Source organism: Flagellimonas sp. 2504JD1-5 (assembly GCF_053618295.1).
Window position 1 is genome coordinate 1,538,360 of sequence record NZ_JBSIOU010000002.1, and the last position, 23,383, is coordinate 1,561,742.

General features: G+C 42.1%; 27 protein-coding genes. 5 read left to right on the plus strand and 22 right to left on the minus strand.

Annotation, left to right across the window (positions count from 1 at the left end):
- Position 1: 1 nt before the first annotated feature.
- The 22 genes from rplR to ACULLG_RS16505 all read right to left on the minus strand — a co-directional run bounded on the left by rplR (position 2) and on the right by ACULLG_RS16505 (position 12,121).
- The gene (gene rplR / locus ACULLG_RS16400; RefSeq protein ID WP_452127876.1) at positions 2-355 is read right to left on the minus strand and encodes a 50S ribosomal protein L18; all 354 of its coding nucleotides are present in this window, start codon (positions 353-355) and stop codon (positions 2-4) included.
- Positions 356-366: 11 nt separating this feature from the next.
- Positions 367-909: a 50S ribosomal protein L6 gene (gene rplF, locus ACULLG_RS16405; protein WP_452127877.1), complete on the minus strand. Its 543-nt coding sequence runs from the start codon at positions 907-909 to the stop codon at positions 367-369.
- Between the two features lie 18 nt (positions 910-927).
- On the minus strand, positions 928-1,326 hold the full coding sequence (gene rpsH, locus ACULLG_RS16410; protein ID WP_420320189.1) for a 30S ribosomal protein S8: 399 nt from the start codon (positions 1,324-1,326) through the stop codon (positions 928-930).
- A gap of 17 nt (positions 1,327-1,343) precedes the next feature.
- On the minus strand, positions 1,344-1,613 hold the full coding sequence (rpsN, locus tag ACULLG_RS16415; RefSeq protein ID WP_116218582.1) for a 30S ribosomal protein S14: 270 nt from the start codon (positions 1,611-1,613) through the stop codon (positions 1,344-1,346).
- Between the two features lies 1 nt (position 1,614).
- Positions 1,615-2,166 carry a 50S ribosomal protein L5 gene (gene rplE / locus ACULLG_RS16420; RefSeq protein ID WP_452127878.1) on the minus strand — a complete coding sequence of 184 codons (552 nt, stop codon included), beginning with the start codon at positions 2,164-2,166 and terminating at the stop codon, positions 1,615-1,617.
- 2 nt (positions 2,167-2,168) lie between these two features.
- Positions 2,169-2,480, minus strand: coding sequence for a 50S ribosomal protein L24 (gene rplX / locus ACULLG_RS16425; protein ID WP_452127879.1), 312 nt, complete (start codon positions 2,478-2,480; stop codon positions 2,169-2,171).
- A gap of 16 nt (positions 2,481-2,496) precedes the next feature.
- Positions 2,497-2,865 carry a 50S ribosomal protein L14 gene (gene rplN, locus ACULLG_RS16430; protein ID WP_298791435.1) on the minus strand — a complete coding sequence of 123 codons (369 nt, stop codon included), beginning with the start codon at positions 2,863-2,865 and terminating at the stop codon, positions 2,497-2,499.
- A gap of 2 nt (positions 2,866-2,867) precedes the next feature.
- A complete protein-coding gene (gene rpsQ / locus ACULLG_RS16435) occupies positions 2,868-3,125 on the minus strand; it encodes a 30S ribosomal protein S17 (protein ID WP_109661651.1) in 258 nt (85 codons plus the stop codon).
- A gap of 9 nt (positions 3,126-3,134) precedes the next feature.
- Entirely contained in the window at positions 3,135-3,326 is a 192-nt protein-coding gene (rpmC, locus tag ACULLG_RS16440) for a 50S ribosomal protein L29 (RefSeq protein ID WP_452127880.1), read from the minus strand.
- 18 nt (positions 3,327-3,344) lie between these two features.
- On the minus strand, positions 3,345-3,764 hold the full coding sequence (gene rplP, locus ACULLG_RS16445) for a 50S ribosomal protein L16 (RefSeq protein ID WP_055397052.1): 420 nt from the start codon (positions 3,762-3,764) through the stop codon (positions 3,345-3,347).
- A gap of 20 nt (positions 3,765-3,784) precedes the next feature.
- The gene (gene rpsC / locus ACULLG_RS16450; protein ID WP_298791445.1) at positions 3,785-4,501 is read right to left on the minus strand and encodes a 30S ribosomal protein S3; all 717 of its coding nucleotides are present in this window, start codon (positions 4,499-4,501) and stop codon (positions 3,785-3,787) included.
- An 8-nt stretch (positions 4,502-4,509) separates the two neighbouring features.
- Positions 4,510-4,917, minus strand: coding sequence for a 50S ribosomal protein L22 (gene rplV / locus ACULLG_RS16455; protein ID WP_298791449.1), 408 nt, complete (start codon positions 4,915-4,917; stop codon positions 4,510-4,512).
- Between the two features lie 7 nt (positions 4,918-4,924).
- Positions 4,925-5,203 (minus strand): 30S ribosomal protein S19, encoded by a 279-nt coding sequence (rpsS, locus tag ACULLG_RS16460; RefSeq protein WP_097047030.1) that lies wholly within the window; start codon positions 5,201-5,203, stop codon positions 4,925-4,927.
- 12 nt (positions 5,204-5,215) lie between these two features.
- Positions 5,216-6,040, minus strand: a complete 825-nt coding sequence (gene rplB / locus ACULLG_RS16465; protein WP_452127881.1) for a 50S ribosomal protein L2 — start codon at positions 6,038-6,040, stop codon at positions 5,216-5,218.
- 9 nt (positions 6,041-6,049) lie between these two features.
- Entirely contained in the window at positions 6,050-6,340 is a 291-nt protein-coding gene (gene rplW / locus ACULLG_RS16470; protein WP_420320194.1) for a 50S ribosomal protein L23, read from the minus strand.
- Between the two features lie 7 nt (positions 6,341-6,347).
- Entirely contained in the window at positions 6,348-6,977 is a 630-nt protein-coding gene (gene rplD / locus ACULLG_RS16475; protein WP_452127882.1) for a 50S ribosomal protein L4, read from the minus strand.
- A complete protein-coding gene (gene rplC / locus ACULLG_RS16480) occupies positions 6,977-7,594 on the minus strand; it encodes a 50S ribosomal protein L3 (RefSeq protein ID WP_452127883.1) in 618 nt (205 codons plus the stop codon). Before rplC ends, rplD begins: the two co-directional genes overlap by 1 nt.
- Positions 7,595-7,752: 158 nt before the next feature.
- Entirely contained in the window at positions 7,753-8,058 is a 306-nt protein-coding gene (rpsJ, locus tag ACULLG_RS16485; protein WP_007094989.1) for a 30S ribosomal protein S10, read from the minus strand.
- Positions 8,059-8,070: 12 nt separating this feature from the next.
- Positions 8,071-10,197, minus strand: coding sequence for an elongation factor G (fusA, locus tag ACULLG_RS16490; protein ID WP_452127884.1), 2,127 nt, complete (start codon positions 10,195-10,197; stop codon positions 8,071-8,073).
- 8 nt (positions 10,198-10,205) lie between these two features.
- Complete coding sequence (gene rpsG / locus ACULLG_RS16495) at positions 10,206-10,682, minus strand: 30S ribosomal protein S7 (RefSeq protein ID WP_452127885.1); 477 nt, start codon at positions 10,680-10,682, stop codon at positions 10,206-10,208.
- Positions 10,683-10,704: 22 nt separating this feature from the next.
- Positions 10,705-11,079: a 30S ribosomal protein S12 gene (gene rpsL / locus ACULLG_RS16500; RefSeq protein WP_031445118.1), complete on the minus strand. Its 375-nt coding sequence runs from the start codon at positions 11,077-11,079 to the stop codon at positions 10,705-10,707.
- Positions 11,080-11,362: 283 nt separating this feature from the next.
- Positions 11,363-12,121, minus strand: a complete 759-nt coding sequence (locus ACULLG_RS16505) for a hypothetical protein (protein ID WP_452127886.1) — start codon at positions 12,119-12,121, stop codon at positions 11,363-11,365.
- A 425-nt stretch (positions 12,122-12,546) separates the two neighbouring features.
- Between ACULLG_RS16505 and ACULLG_RS16510 the strand changes: the two genes are divergently transcribed.
- The 5 genes from ACULLG_RS16510 to ACULLG_RS16530 all read left to right on the plus strand — a co-directional run bounded on the left by ACULLG_RS16510 (position 12,547) and on the right by ACULLG_RS16530 (position 23,360).
- The gene (locus ACULLG_RS16510; protein WP_452127887.1) at positions 12,547-15,792 is read left to right on the plus strand and encodes a SusC/RagA family TonB-linked outer membrane protein; all 3,246 of its coding nucleotides are present in this window, start codon (positions 12,547-12,549) and stop codon (positions 15,790-15,792) included.
- A 20-nt stretch (positions 15,793-15,812) separates the two neighbouring features.
- Positions 15,813-17,522 carry a SusD/RagB family nutrient-binding outer membrane lipoprotein gene (locus ACULLG_RS16515; protein ID WP_452127888.1) on the plus strand — a complete coding sequence of 570 codons (1,710 nt, stop codon included), beginning with the start codon at positions 15,813-15,815 and terminating at the stop codon, positions 17,520-17,522.
- A 32-nt stretch (positions 17,523-17,554) separates the two neighbouring features.
- A complete protein-coding gene (locus ACULLG_RS16520; protein ID WP_452127889.1) occupies positions 17,555-18,427 on the plus strand; it encodes a hypothetical protein in 873 nt (290 codons plus the stop codon).
- A 174-nt stretch (positions 18,428-18,601) separates the two neighbouring features.
- Positions 18,602-19,924 (plus strand): aryl-sulfate sulfotransferase, encoded by a 1,323-nt coding sequence (locus ACULLG_RS16525; protein ID WP_452127890.1) that lies wholly within the window; start codon positions 18,602-18,604, stop codon positions 19,922-19,924.
- Between the two features lie 79 nt (positions 19,925-20,003).
- A complete protein-coding gene (locus tag ACULLG_RS16530; protein ID WP_452127891.1) occupies positions 20,004-23,360 on the plus strand; it encodes a VCBS repeat-containing protein in 3,357 nt (1,118 codons plus the stop codon).
- Positions 23,361-23,383: the final 23 nt, after the last annotated feature.

The following is a 23,383-nucleotide window of genomic DNA, read 5'->3' on the forward strand; positions in this document are numbered from 1 at the left end:
TTTAGAATTTTAGTCCTGCTTCGCGTGCTGCTTCGGCCAATGATTTAACTCTTCCGTGATAAAGGTTTCCACCTCTATCAAAAGCTACTGTTTCAACACCTAGTTTCAGTGCTTTTTCGGCAATTGTTTTACCAACTTGCGTAGCAACCTCACTTTTGGTGCCTTTTGCATTCACATCCTTATCTCTAGAGGATGCAGCTGCTAGAGTAACTCCCTTGTCATCGTCGATCAATTGAGCATATATCTCTTTGTTACTTCTGAAAACAGACAATCTTGGTCTTGCTTCAGTACCAGAAGAAATTTTTCGTATTCTTCTTCTGATTCGTAATCTTCTTTCAGTCTTAGATAATCCCATAGTACTACTAATTATGCTGATTTACCTGCTTTTCTTCTTAGTTGTTCACCAACAAACTTGATTCCTTTTCCTTTGTAAGGTTCTGGCTTACGGAAAGCTCTGATCTTGGCAGCTACTTGACCTACCAATTGCTTGTCGTGAGATGTTAGTTTTACGATTGGATTTTTTCCTTTTTCGGAAATGGTCTCAATCTTCACTTCTGGAGCAATGCTCAACACAATATTGTGTGAAAATCCTAAGGCCAAATCCAATTTCTGTCCTTGGTTACTTGCTCTATATCCTACTCCAACCAATTCCAACTCTTTGGTCCATCCTTTGGATACGCCTGCAACCATATTGTTGATAAGGGAACGGTATAGTCCGTGTTTTGCCTTATGTTCTTTGGAATCAGATGGTCTTGCCACATGAACGCCACCGTCTTCAACCTTTACTGCAACTCCTGAAAATTCTTGGGTCAATTCGCCCAATTTACCTTTTACGGTAACTACATTCTCGTTCACTTCAACAGTGACTCCTTCGGGAATTGTAATTGGATTGTTACCTATTCTAGACATTTTTCTACTCTTTCTATATTAATAAACGTAGCACAATACTTCGCCACCTACGTTTTCTTGTTTGGCCTGCTTGCTGGTCATTACCCCGTGGGATGTTGAAACTATTGCAATACCCAAGCCGTTAAGAACTCTTGGCAATTCCTCTGATCCAGCATATTTACGCAAACCGGGCTTACTAACCCTTTGCAATTTTTTAATGACTGGCTCCTTGGTAAACTTGTCATACTTCAGGGCAATTTTTATGTTTCCTTGAACGGTATCGTCTTCAAACTTGTAGCTCAAAATATATCCTTGGTCGAACAATATTTTGGTAATCTGCTTTTTAAGGTTTGAAGCTGGTACGTTAACCACCCTGTGACCTGCCCTACTGGCATTTCTAACTCTGGTCAGATAATCTGAAATTGGATCTGTTAGCATTTTTCTTCTTTATCGGTTTACCAACTTGCTTTTTTAACTCCTGGAATCAAGCCCTGATTGGCCATTTCCCTGAAAGTAACCCTTGAGATACCAAATGTTCTCATGTATCCTCTTGGTCTTCCAGTCAATTTGCAACGATTGCGCATACGCACAGGAGATGCATTTTTAGGAAGCTTTTGCAACGCTTCGTAATCTCCGGCCTCTTTTAGGGCCTTTCTTTTCTCAGCATATTTTGCAACCATTTTAGCCCTTTTTCTTTCTCGGGCCTTCATTGATTCCTTAGCCATATTAGTTCTTTTTAAAGGGTACTCCCAGTTCGGTTAACAATGATTTTGCTTCTTTATCAGTTTCTGCAGATGTAACAAATGTGATATCCATTCCGTTAATTCTGTTGATCCTGTCGATATTGATCTCTGGAAAAATGATCTGCTCGGTCACACCAAGGTTGTAATTTCCTCTTCCGTCAAAACCATTGGCCTTCACCCCTTGGAAATCCCTTACCCTTGGAAGGGCAGAAGTTATCAATCTATCCAAAAATTCATACATGCGTTCACCTCTAAGCGTTACTTTAGCTCCAATTGGCATTCCCTTTCTCAATTTAAAGGAAGCAACGTCTTTTTTAGAAATTGTGGCTACTGCTTTTTGACCTGTAATGTTGGTCAACTCGTCAACAGCATGGTCGATGAGTTTTTTGTCGGAAACAGCAGCACCTACACCGCGGCTTACCACAATTTTTTCCAATTTTGGAACTTGCATTACATTTTTGTAACCAAATTCTTCGGAAAGTGCTTTTACAACACGCTCCTTGTATTCTTGCTTTAATCTTGGAATGTAACTCATAACTAAATTACTTCATTGGATTTTTTGGCGAACCTTACTTTCTTTCCATCCCTTACTTCGTATCCAACTCGTGTAGCATCACCAGATTTTGGGTCAATCAACGAAAGATTGGAGATATGTATGGGAGCCTCTTTTTTTACAATTCCTCCCTGAGGATTCTTTGCGCTAGGCTTTTCATGTTTGGATACAGTGTTGACACCTTCAACGATAGCTTTGTTCTTATCGCCGTCAACCTTTAGCACTTTACCCTCAGATCCCTTGTGGTCTCCTGTGATAACTCTAACTGTATCTCCTGTTTTTATTTTCAACTTCATCTTGCTGATATTTCTTTTAAAGTACCTCTGGAGCTAGTGAAACAATCTTCATGAACTGTTTGTCCCTAAGTTCTCTGGCCACAGGTCCAAAAACCCTGGTTCCCCTCATTTCACCTGTAGGATTCAACAACACACAAGCATTGTCATCGAAACGGATGTAAGAACCATCAGGTCTTCTTACTTCTTTTTTGGTTCTAACTACAACCGCAGTTGAAACTGAACCTTTTTTTACCGTTCCGTTAGGGGCAGCTTCCTTAACGGTAACTACAATCTTATCTCCCAAAGAAGCATATCTTCTTTTTGTTCCTCCAAGTACACGGATGGTCAAAACTTCTTTTGCACCAGTGTTGTCCGCAACTTTTAATCGTGATTCTTGCTGTACCATAATTATTTAGCTCTTTCAAGGATTTCAACCAATCTCCAGCACTTCGTCTTGCTCAATGGTCGGGTTTCCATTATTTTAACGGTATCACCTTCCTTGCAATCGTTCTTTTCGTCGTGGGCAACATACTTTTTGGTCTTCAGAACGAACTTACCATACATTGGGTGCTTCACTCTTTTTACCTCGGAAACCACAATTGATTTCTCCATTTTGTTGCTGGTAACAACGCCTATTCTTTCTTTTCTTAAGTTTCTTTTTTCCATAAGGCAGAACTATTGTAATTCCCTTTTAGTTAATTCTGTTGCAAGTCTTGCCACCGTCCTTCTCGTTTTCTTGATCTGTAAAGGATTTTCCAAAGGAGTAACTGAATGCGCCATTTTTAAATCTGCATGTTGCTTTTTCAAATCGGCCAACTTCTCCTTTAGCTCTTCAATTGAAAGTTCTTTTATTTCTGCTTGTTTCATCTTCTTTTCAATTAAAAATTAAGCGGAATAATCCCTAGCTACAATAAACTTGGTTTTTACCGGCAATTTTTGCGCCGCAAGCCTTAGAGCTTCCTTTGCAATATCCATAGGAACCCCTGCTACTTCGAACATAATTCTTCCTGGCTTAACAACGGCCACCCAATATTCTGGTGCACCCTTACCTTTACCCATACGTACTTCAAGAGGTTTCTTAGTGATAGGCTTGTCCGGGAAAATTTTAATCCACAATTGACCTTGCCTTTTCATATACCTTGTCGCAGCAATACGTGCAGCCTCTATCTGACGGGAAGTGATGAAGTGGGAGTCCAAAGACTTGATACCGAACATTCCATTGGAAAGCTGGTGTCCTCTTTGCGAATTTCCTTTCATACGTCCCTTCTGGGCTTTACGAAATTTTGTTCTTTTTGGCTGTAACATCTTACCTTTTCTTTATCTTATTACTTTCTACGACGTTGTGGTTTTTTACCATCACGTTTGTCGCCTTTACCTTGACCTTTGGACAATCCTACTAGTGGGGAAAGTTCTCTTTTTCCATAAACCTCACCCTTCATGATCCAAACTTTGATTCCCAATCTTCCGTAAGTGGTGTGTGCTTCATGCAAAGCATAATCGACATCTGCACGGAAAGTTGACAAAGGAATTCTTCCTTCTTTATAAGATTCTGACCGCGCCATTTCAGCACCGTTCAAACGCCCAGAAATCTGAATTTTGATACCTTCTGCATTCATACGTATTGCAGCAGCAATGGCCATTTTAATGGCACGACGGTATGAAATTCTGCTTTCAATCTGTCTTGCAACACTAGCCGCAACCAAATTGGCATCCAACTCAGGTCTTTTGATTTCATGAATATTGATCTGAACCTCTTTGTTGGTGATTTTCTTAAGCTCTTCTTTAAGCTTATCCACCTCTTGCCCACCTTTACCAATGATAATACCAGGCCTGGCCGTAGTAATGGTGATGGTTATCAATTTTAAGGTTCTTTCTATAATTACCCTTGACACACTGGCTTTTGCCAAACGCGCATGGACATATTTTCTGATTTTATCGTCCTCAGCAAGTTTATCGCCATAATCATTTCCTCCATACCAGTTGGATTCCCATCCTCTGATAATTCCTAAGCGATTTCCTATCGGATTGGTCTTCTGTCCCATATTATACTCTAGCTTTGAACGTTGTTGTTAGATTCCAAGATCATGGTAACATGGTTGGAACGTTTTCTAATTCTGTGTGCTCTACCTTGTGGCGCAGGACGAAGTCTTTTCAACATTGTTCCACCATCCACACGGATTTCCTTGATAAAAAGGTCAGCATCTTCAATGCTTGCATCTTCATTTTTAGCTTCCCAGTTGGCAATTGCTGAAAGCAATAATTTTTCCAATTTTCTAGAAGCTTCTTTTGGGTTGAACCTTAAAATAGCCAAGGCCATTTCAATTTGCTTTCCTCTTACCAAATCAGCGACCAAACGCATTTTTCTTGGTGAGGTTGGGCAGTTGTTCAACTTTGCGATGGCAAGCTGCTTTTTCTCTTCTTTTAACCTTTCGGCCATTTGTCTTTTACGAACTCCCATAGCTTACTTACTTTTTACCTTTGTTTTTAGCTCCCGCATGACCTCTAAAAGATCGTGTAGGTGAAAATTCTCCAAGTTTGTGACCAACCATGTTTTCAGTAACATAAACAGGAACAAATTGTCTCCCGTTATGCACCGCGATGGTCTGTCCTACGAAATCCGGAGTTATCATTGAGGCTCTAGACCATGTTTTGATAACCGTTTTCTTACCTGAATCTATATTATTCTGGACTTTCTTCTCCAGACTATGATGAACGTAAGGTCCTTTTTTTAATGAACGTGCCATTTACTTTTTCTTTTATTTCTTTCTACGTTCTATGATATATCTATTGGTGTCCTTGGTCTTGGAACGTGTTCTAAATCCTTTAGCAGGAATACCGTTCTTAGATCTTGGATGACCTCCGGAAGCTCTTCCTTCACCACCACCCATTGGATGATCGACAGGGTTCATAGCTACTGGTCTAGTTCTTGGTCTTCTACCCAACCATCTGCTTCTACCTGCTTTACCAGATACCAACAATTGGTGGTCAGAGTTGGAAACAGCTCCAACAGTGGCCAAACAGTTGGCCAATATCATACGTGTTTCTCCTGATGGCAATTTAATGGTAACAAACTTTCCATCTTTCGCCATCAACTGTGCAAATGTACCAGCACTACGGGCCATAACAGCACCTTGTCCTGGTCTCAGTTCAATACAAGAAATAATGGTCCCCAAAGGAATTTCACTTAATGGAAGTGCATTTCCAATTTCTGGAGCAGACTTGGCACCAGAAGAAATCTTCTGACCAACCTGCAATCCATTTTGGGCAACTACATATCTTTTTTCACCGTCTTTGTATTCAACAAGTGCAATAAATGCAGTTCTGTTGGGATCATACTGGATAGAAACCACTTTGGCATCCATACCTTGTTTATCCCTTTTGAAATCGATGATTCGATATCTTCTTTTATGACCCCCACCTCTATGGCGAATGGTCATTTTTCCTTGACTGTTCCTACCACCTGACTTTTTTAACGGAGCAAGCAAGCTTTTTTCCGGCTTATCAGTAGTAATCGCGTCAAATCCGTTTACTACTCTAAAACGCTGTCCAGGGGTTATCGGTTTTAATTTTCTAACTGACATTTCTTGTCTTTATAGATTACTGTAAAAATCAATAATATCGCCTTCCGCCACATCAACAATTGCCTTTTTCAAAGCATTTGTTTTTCCGTGTTGGATTCCTGTTTTTGTATAACGACTCTTACGGTTAGGACCATAATTCATGGTTCTCACCTTTTCCACAGAAACACCATAAGTAGCCTCAACCGCTTCTTTAATTTGAAGCTTATTGGCCGTTGGGTCAACGTAGAAACCATAACGATTGAAAAGCTCGCTATCCGCGGTCATTTTTTCCGTAATGATTGGTTTAATCAACACACTCATGATATTCTTATTTCTTAAGGTTCGATTCTATTCCTTCCAAAGCACTCTCTGTCAATACGATATTGTTTGCATTAACAATTTTATAAGTACTTAATTCTGAGTTAGTTACAACTTCAGAACGCTCTAAATTGCGCGACGACAAATATACATTATTATTCGAGCCACCCAATACTATAAGAGACTTTTTGTTTTCTATGCCCAAAGAGCTCAAAAATGCCTTGAAATCTTTTGTTTTTGGCGCTTCAAAATTGAAGTCCTCAACAACAGTGATCGCCTTCTCATTTGACTTCAACGTCAAGGCCGATTTACGGGCCAAACGTTTAACATTCTTGTTCAATTTTTGGGAGTAATTTTTTGGTCTTGGACCAAAGATTCTACCACCACCCCTGAAAATAGGAGATTTGATGCTACCTGCTCTAGCGGTACCAGTTCCCTTTTGCTTCTTAATCTTACGGGTACTACCTGCAATCTCAGCTCTTTCTTTAGCTTTGTGGGTACCTTGTCTTTGGTGGGCCAAGTATTGCTTAACATCCAAATAGATGGCGTGCTCATTAGGCTCAATCCCGAATACATCTTTAGAAAGGTCAACCTTTCTACCTGTATCTTTTCCTTTGATATCTAAAACTGCTACCTTCATTACTTCTCGATTGTTACGTAAGCATTTTTGTGACCAGGAACAGCACCTTTTACTACAATAAGGTTTTTCTCTGGAACCACTTTCAATACTCTCAAGTTTTGAACTGTAACTCGATCACCGCCCATTCTACCGGCCATCTTCATTCCCTTAAATACTCTTGCAGGATATGAAGCCGCACCAATGGAACCAGGAGCTCTTAATCTGTTATGCTGACCGTGCGTTGCCTGTCCAACTCCACCGAAACCATGTCGTTTTACAACTCCCTGAAAGCCTTTTCCTTTTGATGTACCAATTACATCAACAAATTCTCCTTCTACAAAAAGATCGGCACCTACGGTGTCTCCCAATTTGTATTCACCTTCAAAATCACGGAATTCAACGACTTTCTTCTTTGGAGAAGCACCTGCTTTTTTAACGTGGCCTAATTCAGCCTTGTTTGCACGCTTTTCTGCCTTGTCATCGAAACCGAGCTGAAGGGCACTGTACCCGTCCACCTCTTCGGTTCTGACTTGGGTAACCACACATGGTCCAGCCTCAATAACGGTACATGGAATGTTCTTTCCATTCTCGTCGAAGATGCTGGTCATGCCGATTTTTCTTCCTATTAACCCAGACATATATATTAATTAATTGTTTACTTTTTAAAACGCCAATATCTTGGCAAAAAAATTGGGTCAAAGAAAAATTCTGTGACCCAGATATGTTTTCTTTTTCCCGTTTTTCCCTCGCACGCAGCTCAGGACATGTCCACCTTTCCTTCAAAAGGCGTGCAAATTTACACTTTTATTTCGACTTCAACACCACTTGGAAGCTCTAATTTCATTAAAGCATCGATAGTTTTTGAAGAAGAGCTGTAAATATCCAATAATCTCTTATACGAACTCAATTGGAATTGCTCTCTCGATTTTTTGTTCACGTGCGGTGAACGCAAAACTGTAAATATTTTTTTGTGTGTTGGCAACGGAATTGGTCCGGTAACCACAGCACCTGTTGTCTTAACTGTTTTCACAATTTTCTCAGCAGATTTATCCACTAAATTGTGATCATAAGATTTAAGCTTTATTCTAATTTTTTGACTCATCTTGCTGAAAAATTAAGCGGTTACTCCTTTAACTGATTTAATAACTTCTTCTGCAATATTGGTTGGAGTTTCCGCGTAGTGCGAAAATTCCATTGTTGAAGTAGCTCTACCTGATGACAATGTTCTTAATGAAGTAACATAACCGAACATTTCCGATAAAGGCACTTCTCCTTTTACTACTTTGGAACCAGCTCTATCACTCATATCGCTAATAGTTCCTCTACGTCTGTTAAGGTCGCCAACAATATCACCCATATTTTCTTCAGGTGTCAACACCTCAATCTTCATGATAGGCTCCATCAATACTGACCTTGCAGACTTAGCAGCAGCTTTGTATCCCATTTTTGCAGCCAACTCAAAGGACAATGAATCTGAATCCACAGGGTGGAAAGAACCATCCTTCAAGGTAATCTTCATGCTGTCCATCTCGAATCCAGCCAAAGGACCATTTTTCATAGCCTCTTTGAATCCTTTTTCAACAGATGGGATATATTCTTTAGGAATATTACCTCCTTTGATCAAGTTTACAAACTCCAATCCTACAACTTCATCGCCTGCTGGCTCCATTGTAAAGACAATGTCTGCAAATTTACCACGACCACCAGACTGCTTCTTATAGACTTCTCTATGGTCAGCAGATTGTGTAATGGCTTCTTTGTACTCCACTTGCGGTTGCCCTTGGTTAACTTCAACCTTGAACTCGCGACGTAAACGGTCAACAATAATATCCAAATGAAGCTCACCCATACCTGAAATAATGGTCTGACCTGAAGCTTCGTCAGTTTTTACCTGGAATGTAGGGTCTTCTTCAGCCAATTTTGCCAAAGACATACCCAATTTATCAACATCTGCCTTGGTTTTAGGCTCAACTGCAATACCAATTACAGGATCAGGAAAATCCATACTTTCAAGCACAATCGGGTGCTTTTCAGAAGACATAGTATCTCCTGTTTTGATATCCTTAAATCCAACTGCAGCACCAATATCACCCGCCTCGATATAATCAATAGCGTTTTGCTTATTGGAGTGCATCTGGTAAATACGTGAAATACGTTCTTTTTTACCTGAACGGTTGTTCAAAATATATGAACCAGCATCTAAACGACCGGAATACGCTCTGAAGAATGCCAAGCGACCAACAAATGGGTCAGTAGCAATCTTAAATGCCAAAGCTGAAAAAGGCTCTTTTGGGTCTGGTTTTCTTGTAATCTCGTTTCCAGTGTTTGGATCAGTACCTACAATATCATCCTTATCGATTGGTGATGGTAAGTAGCGACAAACAGCATCCAACAAGAATTGAACTCCTTTATTTTTGAACGATGAACCACAAATCATAGGAATGATAGCCCTATCCATAACCGCTGCTCTTAGGGCTGCGTGGACTTCTTCTTCAGTAATGGAATCTTCATCTTCGAAGAATTTTTCCATCAACTCCTCATCATATTCGGCCACTGCCTCGATTAAAGCAGCTCTATACTCCTTAACTTCAGCTTTCATTTCTTCAGGGATATCGATAACATCAAATGTAGAACCGAAGTTCTCATCATGCCATACAATAGCTCTGTTCTTTGCCAAATCCACGATTCCTTTGAAATCTGCTTCATCACCAATCGGCAAAACAATAGGAACTGCATTGGAGCCCAACATCGTTTTAACCTGATTACAAACCATTAGGAAATTAGATCCTTGACGGTCCATTTTGTTAACGAAACCAATTCTAGGCACTTTATAGTTATCGGCCAATCTCCAGTTCGTTTCAGATTGTGGCTCAACACCATCAACTGCACTGAACAAGAAGACCAATCCATCCAAAACACGCAATGAGCGGTTTACCTCTACGGTAAAATCCACGTGTCCGGGAGTGTCAATAATATTAAAGTGATATCCTTTTGCATCAGCAGTAGGCTGACCGTTTTCCGTAGGAAACTGCCATGTACAAGTTGTAGCCGCAGAGGTAATGGTAATACCACGCTCTTGCTCTTGCTCCATCCAGTCCATAGTGGCAGCACCATCATGCACCTCACCAATTTTATGACTTACACCAGTATAAAAAAGAATACGTTCTGTAGTAGTGGTTTTTCCAGCATCAATATGTGCCGCAATACCTATATTCCTTGTATATTTTAAATCTCTTGACATTGTTTTGACTAGAATCTAAAGTGTGAGAATGCTTTATTGGCCTCGGCCATTTTGTGAGTATCTACTCTTTTCTTAACAGCAGCGCCTTCTTCTTTTGCAGCGGCCAAGATTTCGGCAGCCAATTTTTGCGCCATAGATTTTTCATTACGCTTTCTTGCGTAACTGATCAACCATTTCATTGCGGTTGAAATCTTTCTATCTGGTCGAATTTGCATAGGAATCTGGAAGGTAGCCCCACCGACTCTTCTACTTCTCACCTCTACGTGTGGCATTACATTGGAAAGTGCATCTTTCCAAAGCTCCAACCCAGTTTTTTCCTCGTCCGTATTTTTTTCATCAACAACATCAATTGCATCATAAAAGATTTTGAATGCAACTGATTTTTTCCCATCCCACATCATCATGTTCACGAAACGCGTTACCAGCTGATCGTTAAATCTTGGATCTGGCAACAACGGCCTTTTCTTTGCCTGTCTTTTTCTCATTTCTTCTTCTTAAAAGTGTTAATTACTTTTTAGGACGTTTTGCTCCGTATTTAGATCTTCGCTGTGTTCTTCCGGCAACTCCGGCAGTATCCAAAGCACCACGTACAATGTGGTATCTAACCCCTGGCAAATCCTTTACTCTTCCACCTCTTACCAATACTATCGAGTGTTCTTGGAGATTATGTCCTTCTCCAGGGATGTATGCGTTGACTTCCTTACCATTTGTTAGCCTAACCCTTGCAACTTTACGCATTGCAGAGTTTGGTTTTTTAGGCGTAGTCGTGTATACACGCGTACAAACCCCTCTTCGTTGAGGACACGAATCCAAAGCAGCCGATTTACTCTTCTTGGTAATTGTGACTCTTCCTTTTCGTACTAATTGTGAAATTGTTGGCATTAAAATTTCTATTAAATAAAAATAACCCTCTTTTTGAGGGCTGCAAATGTAGTGATATTTCGGAAAAATTCAAATGCCTTACTCTTTTTTTACAAGAATATTCAAATGGGTTAATTTATCCACAGCGCCTGAGAATTCATGAAGTCTTGAAGAATGAACAGAAAATCCTCTTTTTGCAATAAGAAATCCTGATACAAAAGCACCCAAAAACCTCCTGTTCGACCCAAATATTTTCTGCTATATATATTTAAGGTATAAAAATGATGGTTGACCTACCTAGGAGTCAACCTCGCGTATTGACATAGTTGAACAACTTCACCAAATCTTCTTTTTCCCTAAGACCAATGTCATTAGCTTTGATATACTTTTTAACATCACCCTGGACCTCTTTGGCAAAGAGCTCTATCAAAGATTTTTTTGAATTCTTGATTCTCTGCGGATTCTTATTTGCAACAACTATATAATAGGTATTGGATTCCAAAAACTGGGGAGGCACCGGCTCATGAAATGAAGTTTCCGGCTTTTTACCCTCTTTATAGTTTTTAGTTTTTTTATGATATAAACTGTATTTATCACCCACCACTAATTCAGACAGATATCCTTCTACCAAATTCTTTTCATTATCCAAGAAACGCTTTAACACATATTTTTCATTTCCAATCTCAAAAGTCAACCGGGTACTCTTAGAAATTGCCTCGGGCTCGTGGGCTTCACTTCTTTTGGCCTCTATCTCATCAGCATAGGCATTGTATCTCATCAGGTAGCTTCCGTAGTATTGGCTCCCCAAATACACTTTACCCATTTTAAATTCTTCCTCAAAATACATAGACCCCCTAATATCGGACAGCGCAATCGGTTTTCCGTTCCAATTCCGAAACCTGTTCGTCAATTCATTCATATGTGCAGTCATCGTAGTATTGTTCCAAATTGGACCAACGGAAGCTAAAGTGCTGGAATAACCTTCTACTTGTGAAAAGCTCTGGTTAAGAAAAATAAATCCGTTGAACAACAGAACGAAAGAAAGAAAATAGTTGGTTTTCATTACTCCTTATTTATTCCCAATCTACTATTATTGAAACTTTCGGAAGTACTTCTACATCGGGAATCAATAAAGTGCCTTTGGATAGTCCAAAAAATGCCACTCCCGTAAACTACTCCACAAAATTTTCCTTAGTTCCACAAAATGTACTTAATATGAATTAGTTAGGGAAGCGGGGTGAAAACCACAAATAGTTACAAAACCCACAACCCACACCTCCGTTTTGATGATTTTTAACAACTTTGACTAGTTAAAATTTACAACCCTAATCATTTAATAAAGTCACAGTGGAAGTGGCACTAAATTTTGATAATCTATGTTGAGACCTGTTTAATTGCAAAGATCATCTTAAAATTTTAGTAAAATTAGTTTGGATTATTAACATGAAATTATGATTTTAGCGCCTAGCTAATTCAAATAATTTTAAAATGAGAACAAAACTTAATGGATTGTTAACGCTGTTATTGGCGTTTGTTGTGCAAATTTCGTTTGCACAAGACAAGACGATTTCAGGTACAGTTACGGATTCCTCCGGACTTCCGTTGCCTGGGGTCAACATTGTCGTCGAAGGCACCACCAACGGTACCCAAACAGATTTTGACGGAAACTATTCGATCAGTGCCGCTCAAGGTCAAACACTACTCTTTACCTATATAGGGCAGCGGGCCGCAAGTAGGGTAATTGGCGCGGAGAGCGTTATCAACGTTCAGATGCAGGATGATACCCAGGCCCTGGAGGAAGTCGTGGTAACGGCCCTTGGTATCAAAAGAGAGAAACAAGCATTGGGTTATGCGGTTACCGAGGTAGGTAGCGAGGACCTTGAACAGAGACCCGATGGCGATGTTGCCAGGGTACTGCAGGGGAAAGCTGCCGGGGTACAGATAACAAACCAAAGTGGACTTTCGGGATCTGGTACAAATATCATTATCCGTGGACTTTCAACCTTCAGCTCGAGCAACCAGGCGCTTTTCATCGTCGATGGTGTACCTTTCAGCACGGACACCAACTCTCAGGGTAGACAGGGTGACCGTCAGGATTTCGTAAACGGTAACAACGGATCCAGTAGATTTTTGGACCTTGACCCGAACAGTATCGAGAGCGTGAACGTGCTTAGGGGCCTTGCGGCCGCCACACTTTATGGTTCACAGGGTCGTAACGGTGTTATCCTGATCACCACCAAGGGTGGGTCAACGGGAGCCGCCGGTCCAAAGAAGACCGAGGTGACCGTCAATTCATCCATCTTCTTCAACGAGATCGCGTCACTTCCGGATTACCAGAACGAGTACGGTAACGGATTTGACCAAGCGTTCGGATGGTTCTTCTCCAACTGGGGCCCAAGCTTCAGAAGAGAGGGAGCAGCAGGATGGGGAGGTCAGGCAGCCATTGATGACAATGGTACATTGGCTCATCCATACTCAACATCTACAGCAGGTATTCAAGCAGCCTTCCCTGAGTTCCAGGGAGCTCGTTATGATTGGAGACCATATGACAGTGTCGGAAGATTCTTCAAGACAGGTACGGTTGCAAACACCTCCGTGAACGTACGTGGAGCCTCTGACGATGGCAAGATAGGGTACAACGTGAACTACGGTTACCTTAAGGACAACGGCTTTACACCGAACAACAGTGTTACGCGTAACACCCTTTCAGTAGGTGGTAGGGCACAATTGAGCAACAAGTTCACCGCAACGGGAACATTGAACTTTGCAAGGACCAAGTTCACATCGCCACCAGTTGCACTCAGCCAGGGTAACGGATCCACAGGTACAGGATCGTCCGTATTCGGCCACCTTTGGTTCACACCAAGGAGTATCGATGTGCAGGGACTTCCTTTCCAGAACCCCATTGATGGAAGTAGCGTCTATTACAGACAGAACAACTCTATCCAACATCCTTTGTGGACAGTGAACAACGCTGCCTCACTACAGGAGACCAACAGAATTTTCGGTCAGGCCTCCATCCAATATGACATCAACGATAACCTTAACCTTGTGTACAGGGCAGGTATCGATATCTATAGCGAGAACAACACCAACTTCCAGAACAAGGGAGGTATCGGTGGCGGTGCCAGAACGGTGAGCGGTTTCTATGAGACCTGGAACAACACCAATACCATCTGGGATCACAACGTGCTCTTGAACGGTGACTTTGACATCACCGACAAGATCGGGACCACTTTCAACGTGGGTGCCACCTCAAGACGTGAGATCTTTGACCAGAACGGTGTGGCCAGTGACGGCCAGCAGGTGTTCAACGTGTTGAGACACTTCAACTTCTTGAACCAAAATGAGATCCAGACATTTGTTGAAAGAAACCTTGTAGGTCTTTATGGACAGGTTGATTTTGACTATGACAGCTGGGTATATGTAACCCTGGCTGGACGTAACGACTGGGTATCCAACTTCTCTCAGGAGAACAGGAGCCAGTTCTACCCATCCGCGAGTGTATCCTTTATCCCGACGGCCGCCATCGATGGCCTTAAATCGGAAAACATATTGAACTACCTTAAGATCCGTGGGGGTATCGGGGTATCGGCGAACTTTGAGTCGTCTGCCTATCCGATAGCAAGTACACTTATCCTTGACACACAGGATGTACAGGATGGTTCAGGAGCCAATATCGTGACCAACGAAGTAGGTGTGAGAACGGGTAACCCGGCATTGAAGCCTGAGACCTTGAAGGAAATCGAGATAGGAATCGAGTCCCGCTGGTGGGACGGACGCATCACCTTGGATGCATCCGTGTACAAGAGGAACACCAATGACCTGATCTTGGACAGACCTTTGGATCCTGCTGCTGACCTTGGAACAAGGGTAGTTGCCGTTAACATTGGTGAGATTGAATCTGAAGGTGTGGAAGCAGACCTTGGCATCAACTGGTTCAGGGCCAAAGATGAGGGCGGTTTCAGCTGGAGGACAAACCTTAACTTCACCGCATACGAGACAACCGTACTTGATCTCGGTCTTGACACCGATCAGGTGGTATACTCCGGTTTCTCAAACCTTGGTAACGCAGCACTTGAGGGTGAGCCTTTGGGCGTGTTCTTCGGTAGCCGTATCCTAAGGGATGCCAATGGTGACTTTGTTGTGGGTGCCGACGGTAACTACGTACAGGATCCGAACGATGGCATCATCGGTGATCCAAACCCGGACTGGGTGGCGAACGTAAGGAACAGCATTTCCTATAAGAACTTCACCTTGGGCTTCCAGTGGAACTATACCCAGGGAGGGGACGTCTACTCCAGTACTATATCTACATTGATGGGTAGGGGACTGATCACGGAGACCATTGACAGGGAGGACACTTATGTACTTCCAGGTGTCGATGCCAACGGGAACACCAACAACCTACAGATCAACAACTCCACCTTCTGGTTCAGCAACATCCTTTTCGGACCAAGCGAACTACAGGTATACGATGCCACCACTGTAAGATTGCAGGAGGCCTCGTTGAGCTATTCGCTTCCAAAGAAGTTCTTGGACAAGACCCCATTTGGAAACTTGACCTTTACCGTTTCCGGTAACAACCTGTACTTCAGGGCCATCAACACCCCGAAAGGTGCAAACTTCGACCCCAATACGGCTGGTCTGGGTGTATCCAACGGAGCCGGTTTCGATTTCATCAACGGACCTAGTGCTAGAAGATACGGTCTTAGTGTAAAGGCAACATTCTAAGAACAAAAAATTAAAAGATAATGAAAAGAATAAGTAAAAACATATTTACAGCATTTTGCGGAATGGCGCTAGTGTTGGTTTCTTGTGAGACAACCGAGTTGGACCTTACAGCGAACCCCAATGCGCTGACTCCCGATTTAGCTAGTGCAGACTTCCTTTTGAACTCGATCCAGGAGGATTTCGTAAGACAATTTGAAGGGGATGCAGACAACGATCCCAACGATAACTGGGCATCCGGAGGTAACACTACCGGTGACGGTTTCAACGAGCTTGGGATGGAGCTTACCCGTATCGTGAACATGAGTGGTAGAAACTATGTGAGCACCTACCAGGGAAGTGACATGTCGGATGAATGGTCCAATGCCTATAGGATATTGGCCAACATCCGTACCATGGAGCCTTTGGCCATGGACTCTGACCTAACTCACCATATAGCTATAGCACAGTTCATTGAGGCTTATCTATTTGTGACCATGGTGGATTTCTTTGGGGACGTTCCCTATTCTGAGGCTGCCATCGCTGATGACAACTTCAACCCTGCAGCAGATCCAGGGGCATCCATCTACGATGCCGCATTGGCATTGTTGGACCAGGCAATCGCCAACTTCAACAGTGACCCTTCGGCCAAGCCACCAACGGATTTTTATTACGCAGGTGATGAGGATCAATGGATCAAAGCGTGTAATACCTTGAAGATGAAGATCTATCTTCAGAGAAGGTTGGTGGACGGAAGTGCACTGGCAAGTTTCAACGCTATCGTAGCTGGAGGAAACTACATCGACGCTACCGCCGACGATCTTCTTTTCGCATGGGGTGCAACAAGTGCTTCACAACCTGATAACAGACATCCACGATATGGTATCAACTATACCGTTTCTGGTGGTGGTGATTATATGTCCAACTGGTTGATGAACCTGATGGATACCACAGACGACCCAAGGACCCGTTACTATTTCTACAGACAGAACGCTACGGTTCCCGGTGAGGATGGTACAGCACCAGATGAGGAGACCTTGAACTGCTCTTTGGAAGCTCCACCACAGCACTATATCGACGGAGGATTTACCTTCTGTAACCTTCCAAATGGATATTGGGGACGTGACCACGGTGATGCCGATGGTATCCCACCGGATGGTCTTCTTAGAACGGTTTATGGAACCTACCCGGTAGGGGGCAAGTTCGATGATGACAGCTTTTCCGCAATTGGATTGGTTGCTGGGGCCGCTGGTCTTGGTATTTCCAACCTGTTGACCGCATTTGGTTCCGATTTCATGATCGCAGAGGCGGCAATGGCATCTGGAGATGCACCAGGAGCAAAAGCTGCAATGCTTGCAGGTCTTGACAAGTCCGTTGCAAAGGTACAAGCATTCGCTTCCACAAGATTGGCCGGTGCAGATGCTTCTTTCGAGCCAAGTGCCACGGATATCTCCGATTACAGAGATGCTGTTGACGCTGCTTGGGATGCGGCCGATACTGCTGGACAGTGGAATATTCTTGCTGAGCAATTTTGGATTGCTAGCTTTGGTAACGGGGTGGATCCTTACAACTTCTACAGAAGAACAGGATTCCCAACGACGCTTCAGCCGAACTTGGAGCCGAACCCGGATGTTTTCATTCGATCTATGTATTACCCGACAAACTCGGTGAACAACAACTCGAACATTAGCCAAAAACCAGACCAGCAACAGCCTGTCTTCTGGGATACAGCTGGGGTTCCTGCGGCCAATTAATAAAAAGTGCAATGAAAACAAAATTTGAATACATGAAAAATTTAAGATTATATATGGCGCTAGCGCTTGTTGCCCTTGTAGCTTCATGTAGCGAGGATGACAAGGTGACCGTAGACGTCCAGGAAACTGTTGCCAGGGGAGCTGTTCTAAGAACGGTATCCTTTGAAAGCACCACCTTCAATGTTTTTGATCCAGCATCTATTTTTGGTGTGACCATCGAGGAGCAAGATCATCAGGATGGAAATTTATTGTCGAATGTTGAGATTTATGTTGGATTTGTGGACAACACCACATCCAACGGTACCACTTCAGCTACGGAGACTCTTGTGAGCACCGTACAGGCTTCAGAATTTTCTTCTGGACCAAATGGCCTGCCAAGGACCAGTTTTTCGGTTTCCTTGGGTGATGCACTCTCAGCTTTGGGTGTTGCCAACACTCCGGCCAATGTAACTGGTGGGGACCAGATTAACATTCGTTTGGTGGTCAACCTAACAGATGGAAGGTCGTTTACCGATGTTGATGCAACCGGTAACGTATCCGGTGGTTCCTTCTTCTCATCACCTTATGCTTACAGAGCGGGTATCAATTGTATACCTACCGCTCCTGTAACTGGGGATTACACATTGACCATGGATGATAGCTATGGTGATGGATGGGATGGTGCCTTTATCACTGTTACAATCGATGGAACAAGTACGGACTATACCGTTTCTACCGCCCAGGCAACAACAAACACCGAGGTGATCAACGTTCCTGACGGTACTACAGAATTGGTATGGACATACACTCCAGGTAACTTTGAGGGTGAGCACACTTACGAGTTGGAAGCTCCTACTGGTGAGACTGCTGCGGCCGATGGCCCTGGCCCTACTCCTGGTGAGATTGTGTTGAACATCTGTAACTAAACAGTTCGGAAATATATAGCTTCAAACAAGCTATTAAAGTAAAAGGGGGCATCTATATGATGTCCCTTTTACTTCCAACCTATCTCATTTAGTCATAACATACAAGTTTAGTTTTCACCTCTGTCAACGACAGATTGAATAAGGTATCCTTCTAAAAATTGCTATAAAAATCTTATGAAACGTATTACCCTTATTTCATTGGCATTGTGTATAGGCCTATCACTATTCTCATGCAATAACGATGACAATACCCCAGACCCCCCAACAGACGATAGTATCATCACGGATGATGACATTGTAACAGATGATGACCCAGTTGTTCCACCGGACAAAGCAGGTCAAGTTGAATTTTTGAACGAAAGTTTGGTTTACGATGGTTATGTCCTTATAAACGATGCCGGCAATGATAGGGTTTATCTCATGGACAAAGAAGCAAATATTCTTCATGAATGGGACATACCTAGCGGAATTGGCAATGATGTCGAATTACTCCCAGATGGTAGATTACTTGGCATAATGAAAGCCGATGATCCCCAAATAAAATACGGTGGACAAGGTGGCAAACTACAATATGTCAAGCCAGATAGTACGATTGAATGGAATTTTGACTATTCATCCGAAGATTATATTACACATCATGATGTGGAATTACTTCCCACCGGAAATCTCATCACAATTGTTTGGGAAAAAAGAACCATTGAACAAGCAGAAGCTGCGGGGTCCTCAATGGAAATAGATGTATTCCCAGAGGCCATTATAGAAGTCAATCCATCAACTGATCAAATTGTTTGGGAATGGCATGCCTGGGACCATCTCATACAAGATCATGACGATACCAAAGAAAATTTCGGTGTGGTGGCTGAAAACCCGCGACTTATTAATCTCAATTATGTAACAGACAAAGAAGGGGATATCATGCATGCCAACGGTATAGAATATGACGAAATTAATGACCTTATTTACCTAAGTGTAAACTTCTATCACGAAGTTTGGGTTATTGACCACAGTACTACCACCGAACAGGCAGCCTCAAATGCAGGTGGCAGCTATGGTTTCGGTGGAGATTTGGTATATCGTTTTGGTAATCCAGAAGCCTATGGCAATGCCATGGGAGAACAACTCTTCCGCAACAATCATCACCCATTACTACTGGATGGTGCCAATCTAGGAAAGATTTCAATCTTTACGAACGGTGGCGATTTGAATAAATCAACCGCCTACGAATTGCTATTGCCCGACCCATTCGGTCTAGCATCAAACACGGATAATGAGCCTGAGGTCTCATGGAGCTTTGAAGACCCAGATTTGTATTCGCCAAAAGTTTCAGGCATGGTTCCTTTACCCAATGGCAACAGAATGATAACGGAGGGCAACTTCGGAGTTTGGGAAGTTTCTGATGCCGGTGAGGTTGTTTGGAAATTTGAAGGTGAAGGATTTTTCTGGAGAGCCTACCACTATGATAAAGATCATTCCGGTGTTGTAGCTTTAGGACTTTAGATTTAACACCAATGTTAAAAAGAGCGCCATAGGCAGTATCATTTAAATAGATAGCAATTATTTATAGTATATTTCGTCCATGATTATGCTGATTAAAAAGAGCTGGTTTTTTCCAGTTTTATTGCTATTTCTCCTGATTATTGGATGCAATTCCACCAATAAAGATTCATCCCATTCCGAATCCACGGGAATTGCTATCCAAAAGCTGCCATTATTTAAAAAACTGGATGCCTCGGTAAGCGGAATCAATTTCTCCAATACCCTAAAGCATGATGTTGCCACCATGCATAATCTCTTTGATTATGACTACTTCTATAATGGAGCTGGTGTGGGCGTTGAAGATTTAAACAATGATGGGCTTTTAGATGTTGTTTTTTGTGGCAATCAGGTTTCAAATCGAATATACCTCAACCAAGGAGGAATGACATTCAAAGATGTCACCGAAGCCGCCGGAATCAATACTGGCAGGCATTGGTCCAACGGTATCACCTTTGTGGATATCAACAATGACAATTGGATGGATATTTACATCTCCCAAGGCGGCCCCAATCAAAGGGACAATCGCAAAAATCTATTGTTTATCAATCAAAAAGACGGTTCATTTACAGAACAGGCTGAGGAATATGGTCTGGCGGATATGGGCATTAGTACCCAATCGGCCTTTTTTGATTTTGACAAGGACGGCGACCTTGATTGTATTGTCATGAATGAAAATGAGCTTTATGGATTGGACCCCATTAGCTTAAATAGGTATGTTGGTTCCAATGAAGAAAATGAATATTTCAATTCCTCACACTTGTATCGAAATGATAATGGAAAGTTTGTGGATGTCACAAAAACTGCCGGACTTGAAAAACCCATTTTTGGACTAGGGCTTATGGTCTCCGACCTTAACGAGGATGGTTGGATGGACATTTATATGGCCAGCGATTATTATTTACCCGATGTTATGTATATCAACAATAAAAATGGCACATTTTCGGACCAAATAAAGAAAACCACCAATCAAATTTCGTTTTATGGTATGGGAATTGACGTTGCGGATTTGGACAACGACAATCTTCAAGACATTTTTGTCCTTGATATGGCGGCAAATGACCATGTTAGATCTAAAACATTAATGGCTTCCATGAGCACAGGCCGATTTGATTATTTGGTGAACAAGGCGGATTTCCAATACCAGTACATGTACAATTCGCTCCAAAAAAACATTGGAGGCCTTAAGTACAACAATATTTCCCAAATGTCGGGAGTGGCAAATACAGATTGGAGTTGGTCGGTTTTAATGAACGATTATGACCTGGACGGCCGTAAAGAAATCCATGTAACCAACGGATATCGCCGTTATGCCCTTGACAACGATTTACAAAGACAAGTTTTTGAAGCCCGTCAAAAATATGGTGGCAACGTTCCCCTTGAGGTAAAGCATCAGCTATACGAATCCATGCCCTCTGAAAAATTGCCCAACATCATGTACAAGCAAAAATCAGAGTTGAGCTTTACCGATGTGTCTTCAGAATGGGGCTTGGCCGATTTTTCCTTTAGCAATGGAGCCGTTTCGGCCGACTTGGACAACGATGGGGATTTGGACCTTGTCATCAACAATATGGATGACAGTGCATTCGTCTATCAAAACCTATCTGTGGAAGAAAAAAAGGGTAACTTCCTTAAGGTCATTGCCAAAGGGGATAGTTCGGAAGAATTTGCAAAGGTCAAAATAAACATTGATGGCAACTCCCAATTGATTGAAATAAAGCGCGTGAGGGGCTATAGGTCCGCACAAGAAAATAACGCTCATTTTGGTATTGGCCCAAGTACCGTGATAGATACCGTCACTATCTATTGGCCAAATGGAAAAATGGAGCAAAAGTTCAATGTTGCTGCCAACACAACACTTACATTTCAAAAAAACGAGGCAACAAAGTCATATCAAAAACGAGATTCGAATGATAGTTATTTTGAAAAAATAGATGCTTCAAACATCGGATTGGACTTTGTACACAGAGAAAATGCATATGATGATTTTGAAGACGAAATATTACTGCCCTATAAACAATCCAACTTAGGGCCCTTTATCTCAAAAGGCGATATTAACCAGGACGGTTTGGTTGATTTTCACGTAGGAGGCGCCTCAGGGCAAGCGGGTCAAATTTACGTTCAGACCAACTTTGGTTTCACTAAAACAAGCTCCGCTGCCCTTCAAAGTGATGCCCAGTTCGAGGATATGGAATCCCTATTTTTTGATTTTGATGGGGATAACGACCTCGATCTGTTTGTTGCAAGTGGTGGCAATGAATTTGCTGAGCACTCTTCCTATCATATGGACCGAATCTATCTAAATGACGGTATGGGCCATTTCACTCGACTGGAAAGTGATGCTTTGGGCAAATACCCTAAAAATGGGAAATCTGTATGTTTTATTGACTATGACAAGGATGGGGACAACGATATTTTGGTCGGGAATCGGGTAACCCCAAAAATGTACCCTAATCATCAACCATCTGCACTTTACGAAAATGTTAATGGAGAACTTATCGAGGTGACAAAAGAGATTTCCCCCGACTTTTTAGATTTTGGCATCGTAAACGATATTCAGGTCACCGACATCAATAATGATGGATGGGAAGATTTTATCGCGGTCGGTGAGTGGACCGGAGTCGGTGTTTTTATCAACGAACAGGGTACTTTCAAAAATATTGGCCTAAATAACGAAGTCCTGAAGGAAAAAGGATGGTGGTTTTCCATACATGAGACTGATGTAAACAATGACGGACTTAAAGATTATATTATTGGCAATGCTGGACTCAATATAAAGTTTAAGGCTTCCGCAGAAAAACCTTTTAAAATCTACGCAACGGATTTTGATGACAATGGCACCAATGATATTGTACTGAGCAAAAAATACAATGGAACTTATGTGCCAGTTCGCGGCAGGGAATGTTCCAGCCAACAGATGCCTTTCATTAAAGAAAAATTTGAAACCTATTCCGAGTTCGCCAATGCCAGTTTAACGGATATTTATGGGGAAAAATTGAAAAACTCATACGAAAATAGTATCACCCAGTTTGAGTCTGTGCTATTGATCAATAAGGGGAATCTCAATTTTGAAAAAAAACTGCTCCCAGTGGACACCCAGTCCTATCCTTTGCTTGATTGTGCTTTTGTAGACCTGAACAAAGATGGGTTTGAAGATGTGATCACTGCAGGGAACATCTATGAAACAGAGGTGGAAACGCCTCGTTTGGATGCCATTTCCGGTGTTATTTTATTGTCCAATGGAAAAGATGGCTACCAAAGTGTTCCATACCAAAATTCAGGGCTTATATTGGACGGAAATGTAAAGAGTATTGAACTCATTGAAGGGCCAAATAACGCAAAGTATCTGATCAGCACAACCAACAATGGACCTTTAGTGGTACATAAAATTTCTTCTTAAGTAGAAGTAACTTACCTTGCGCA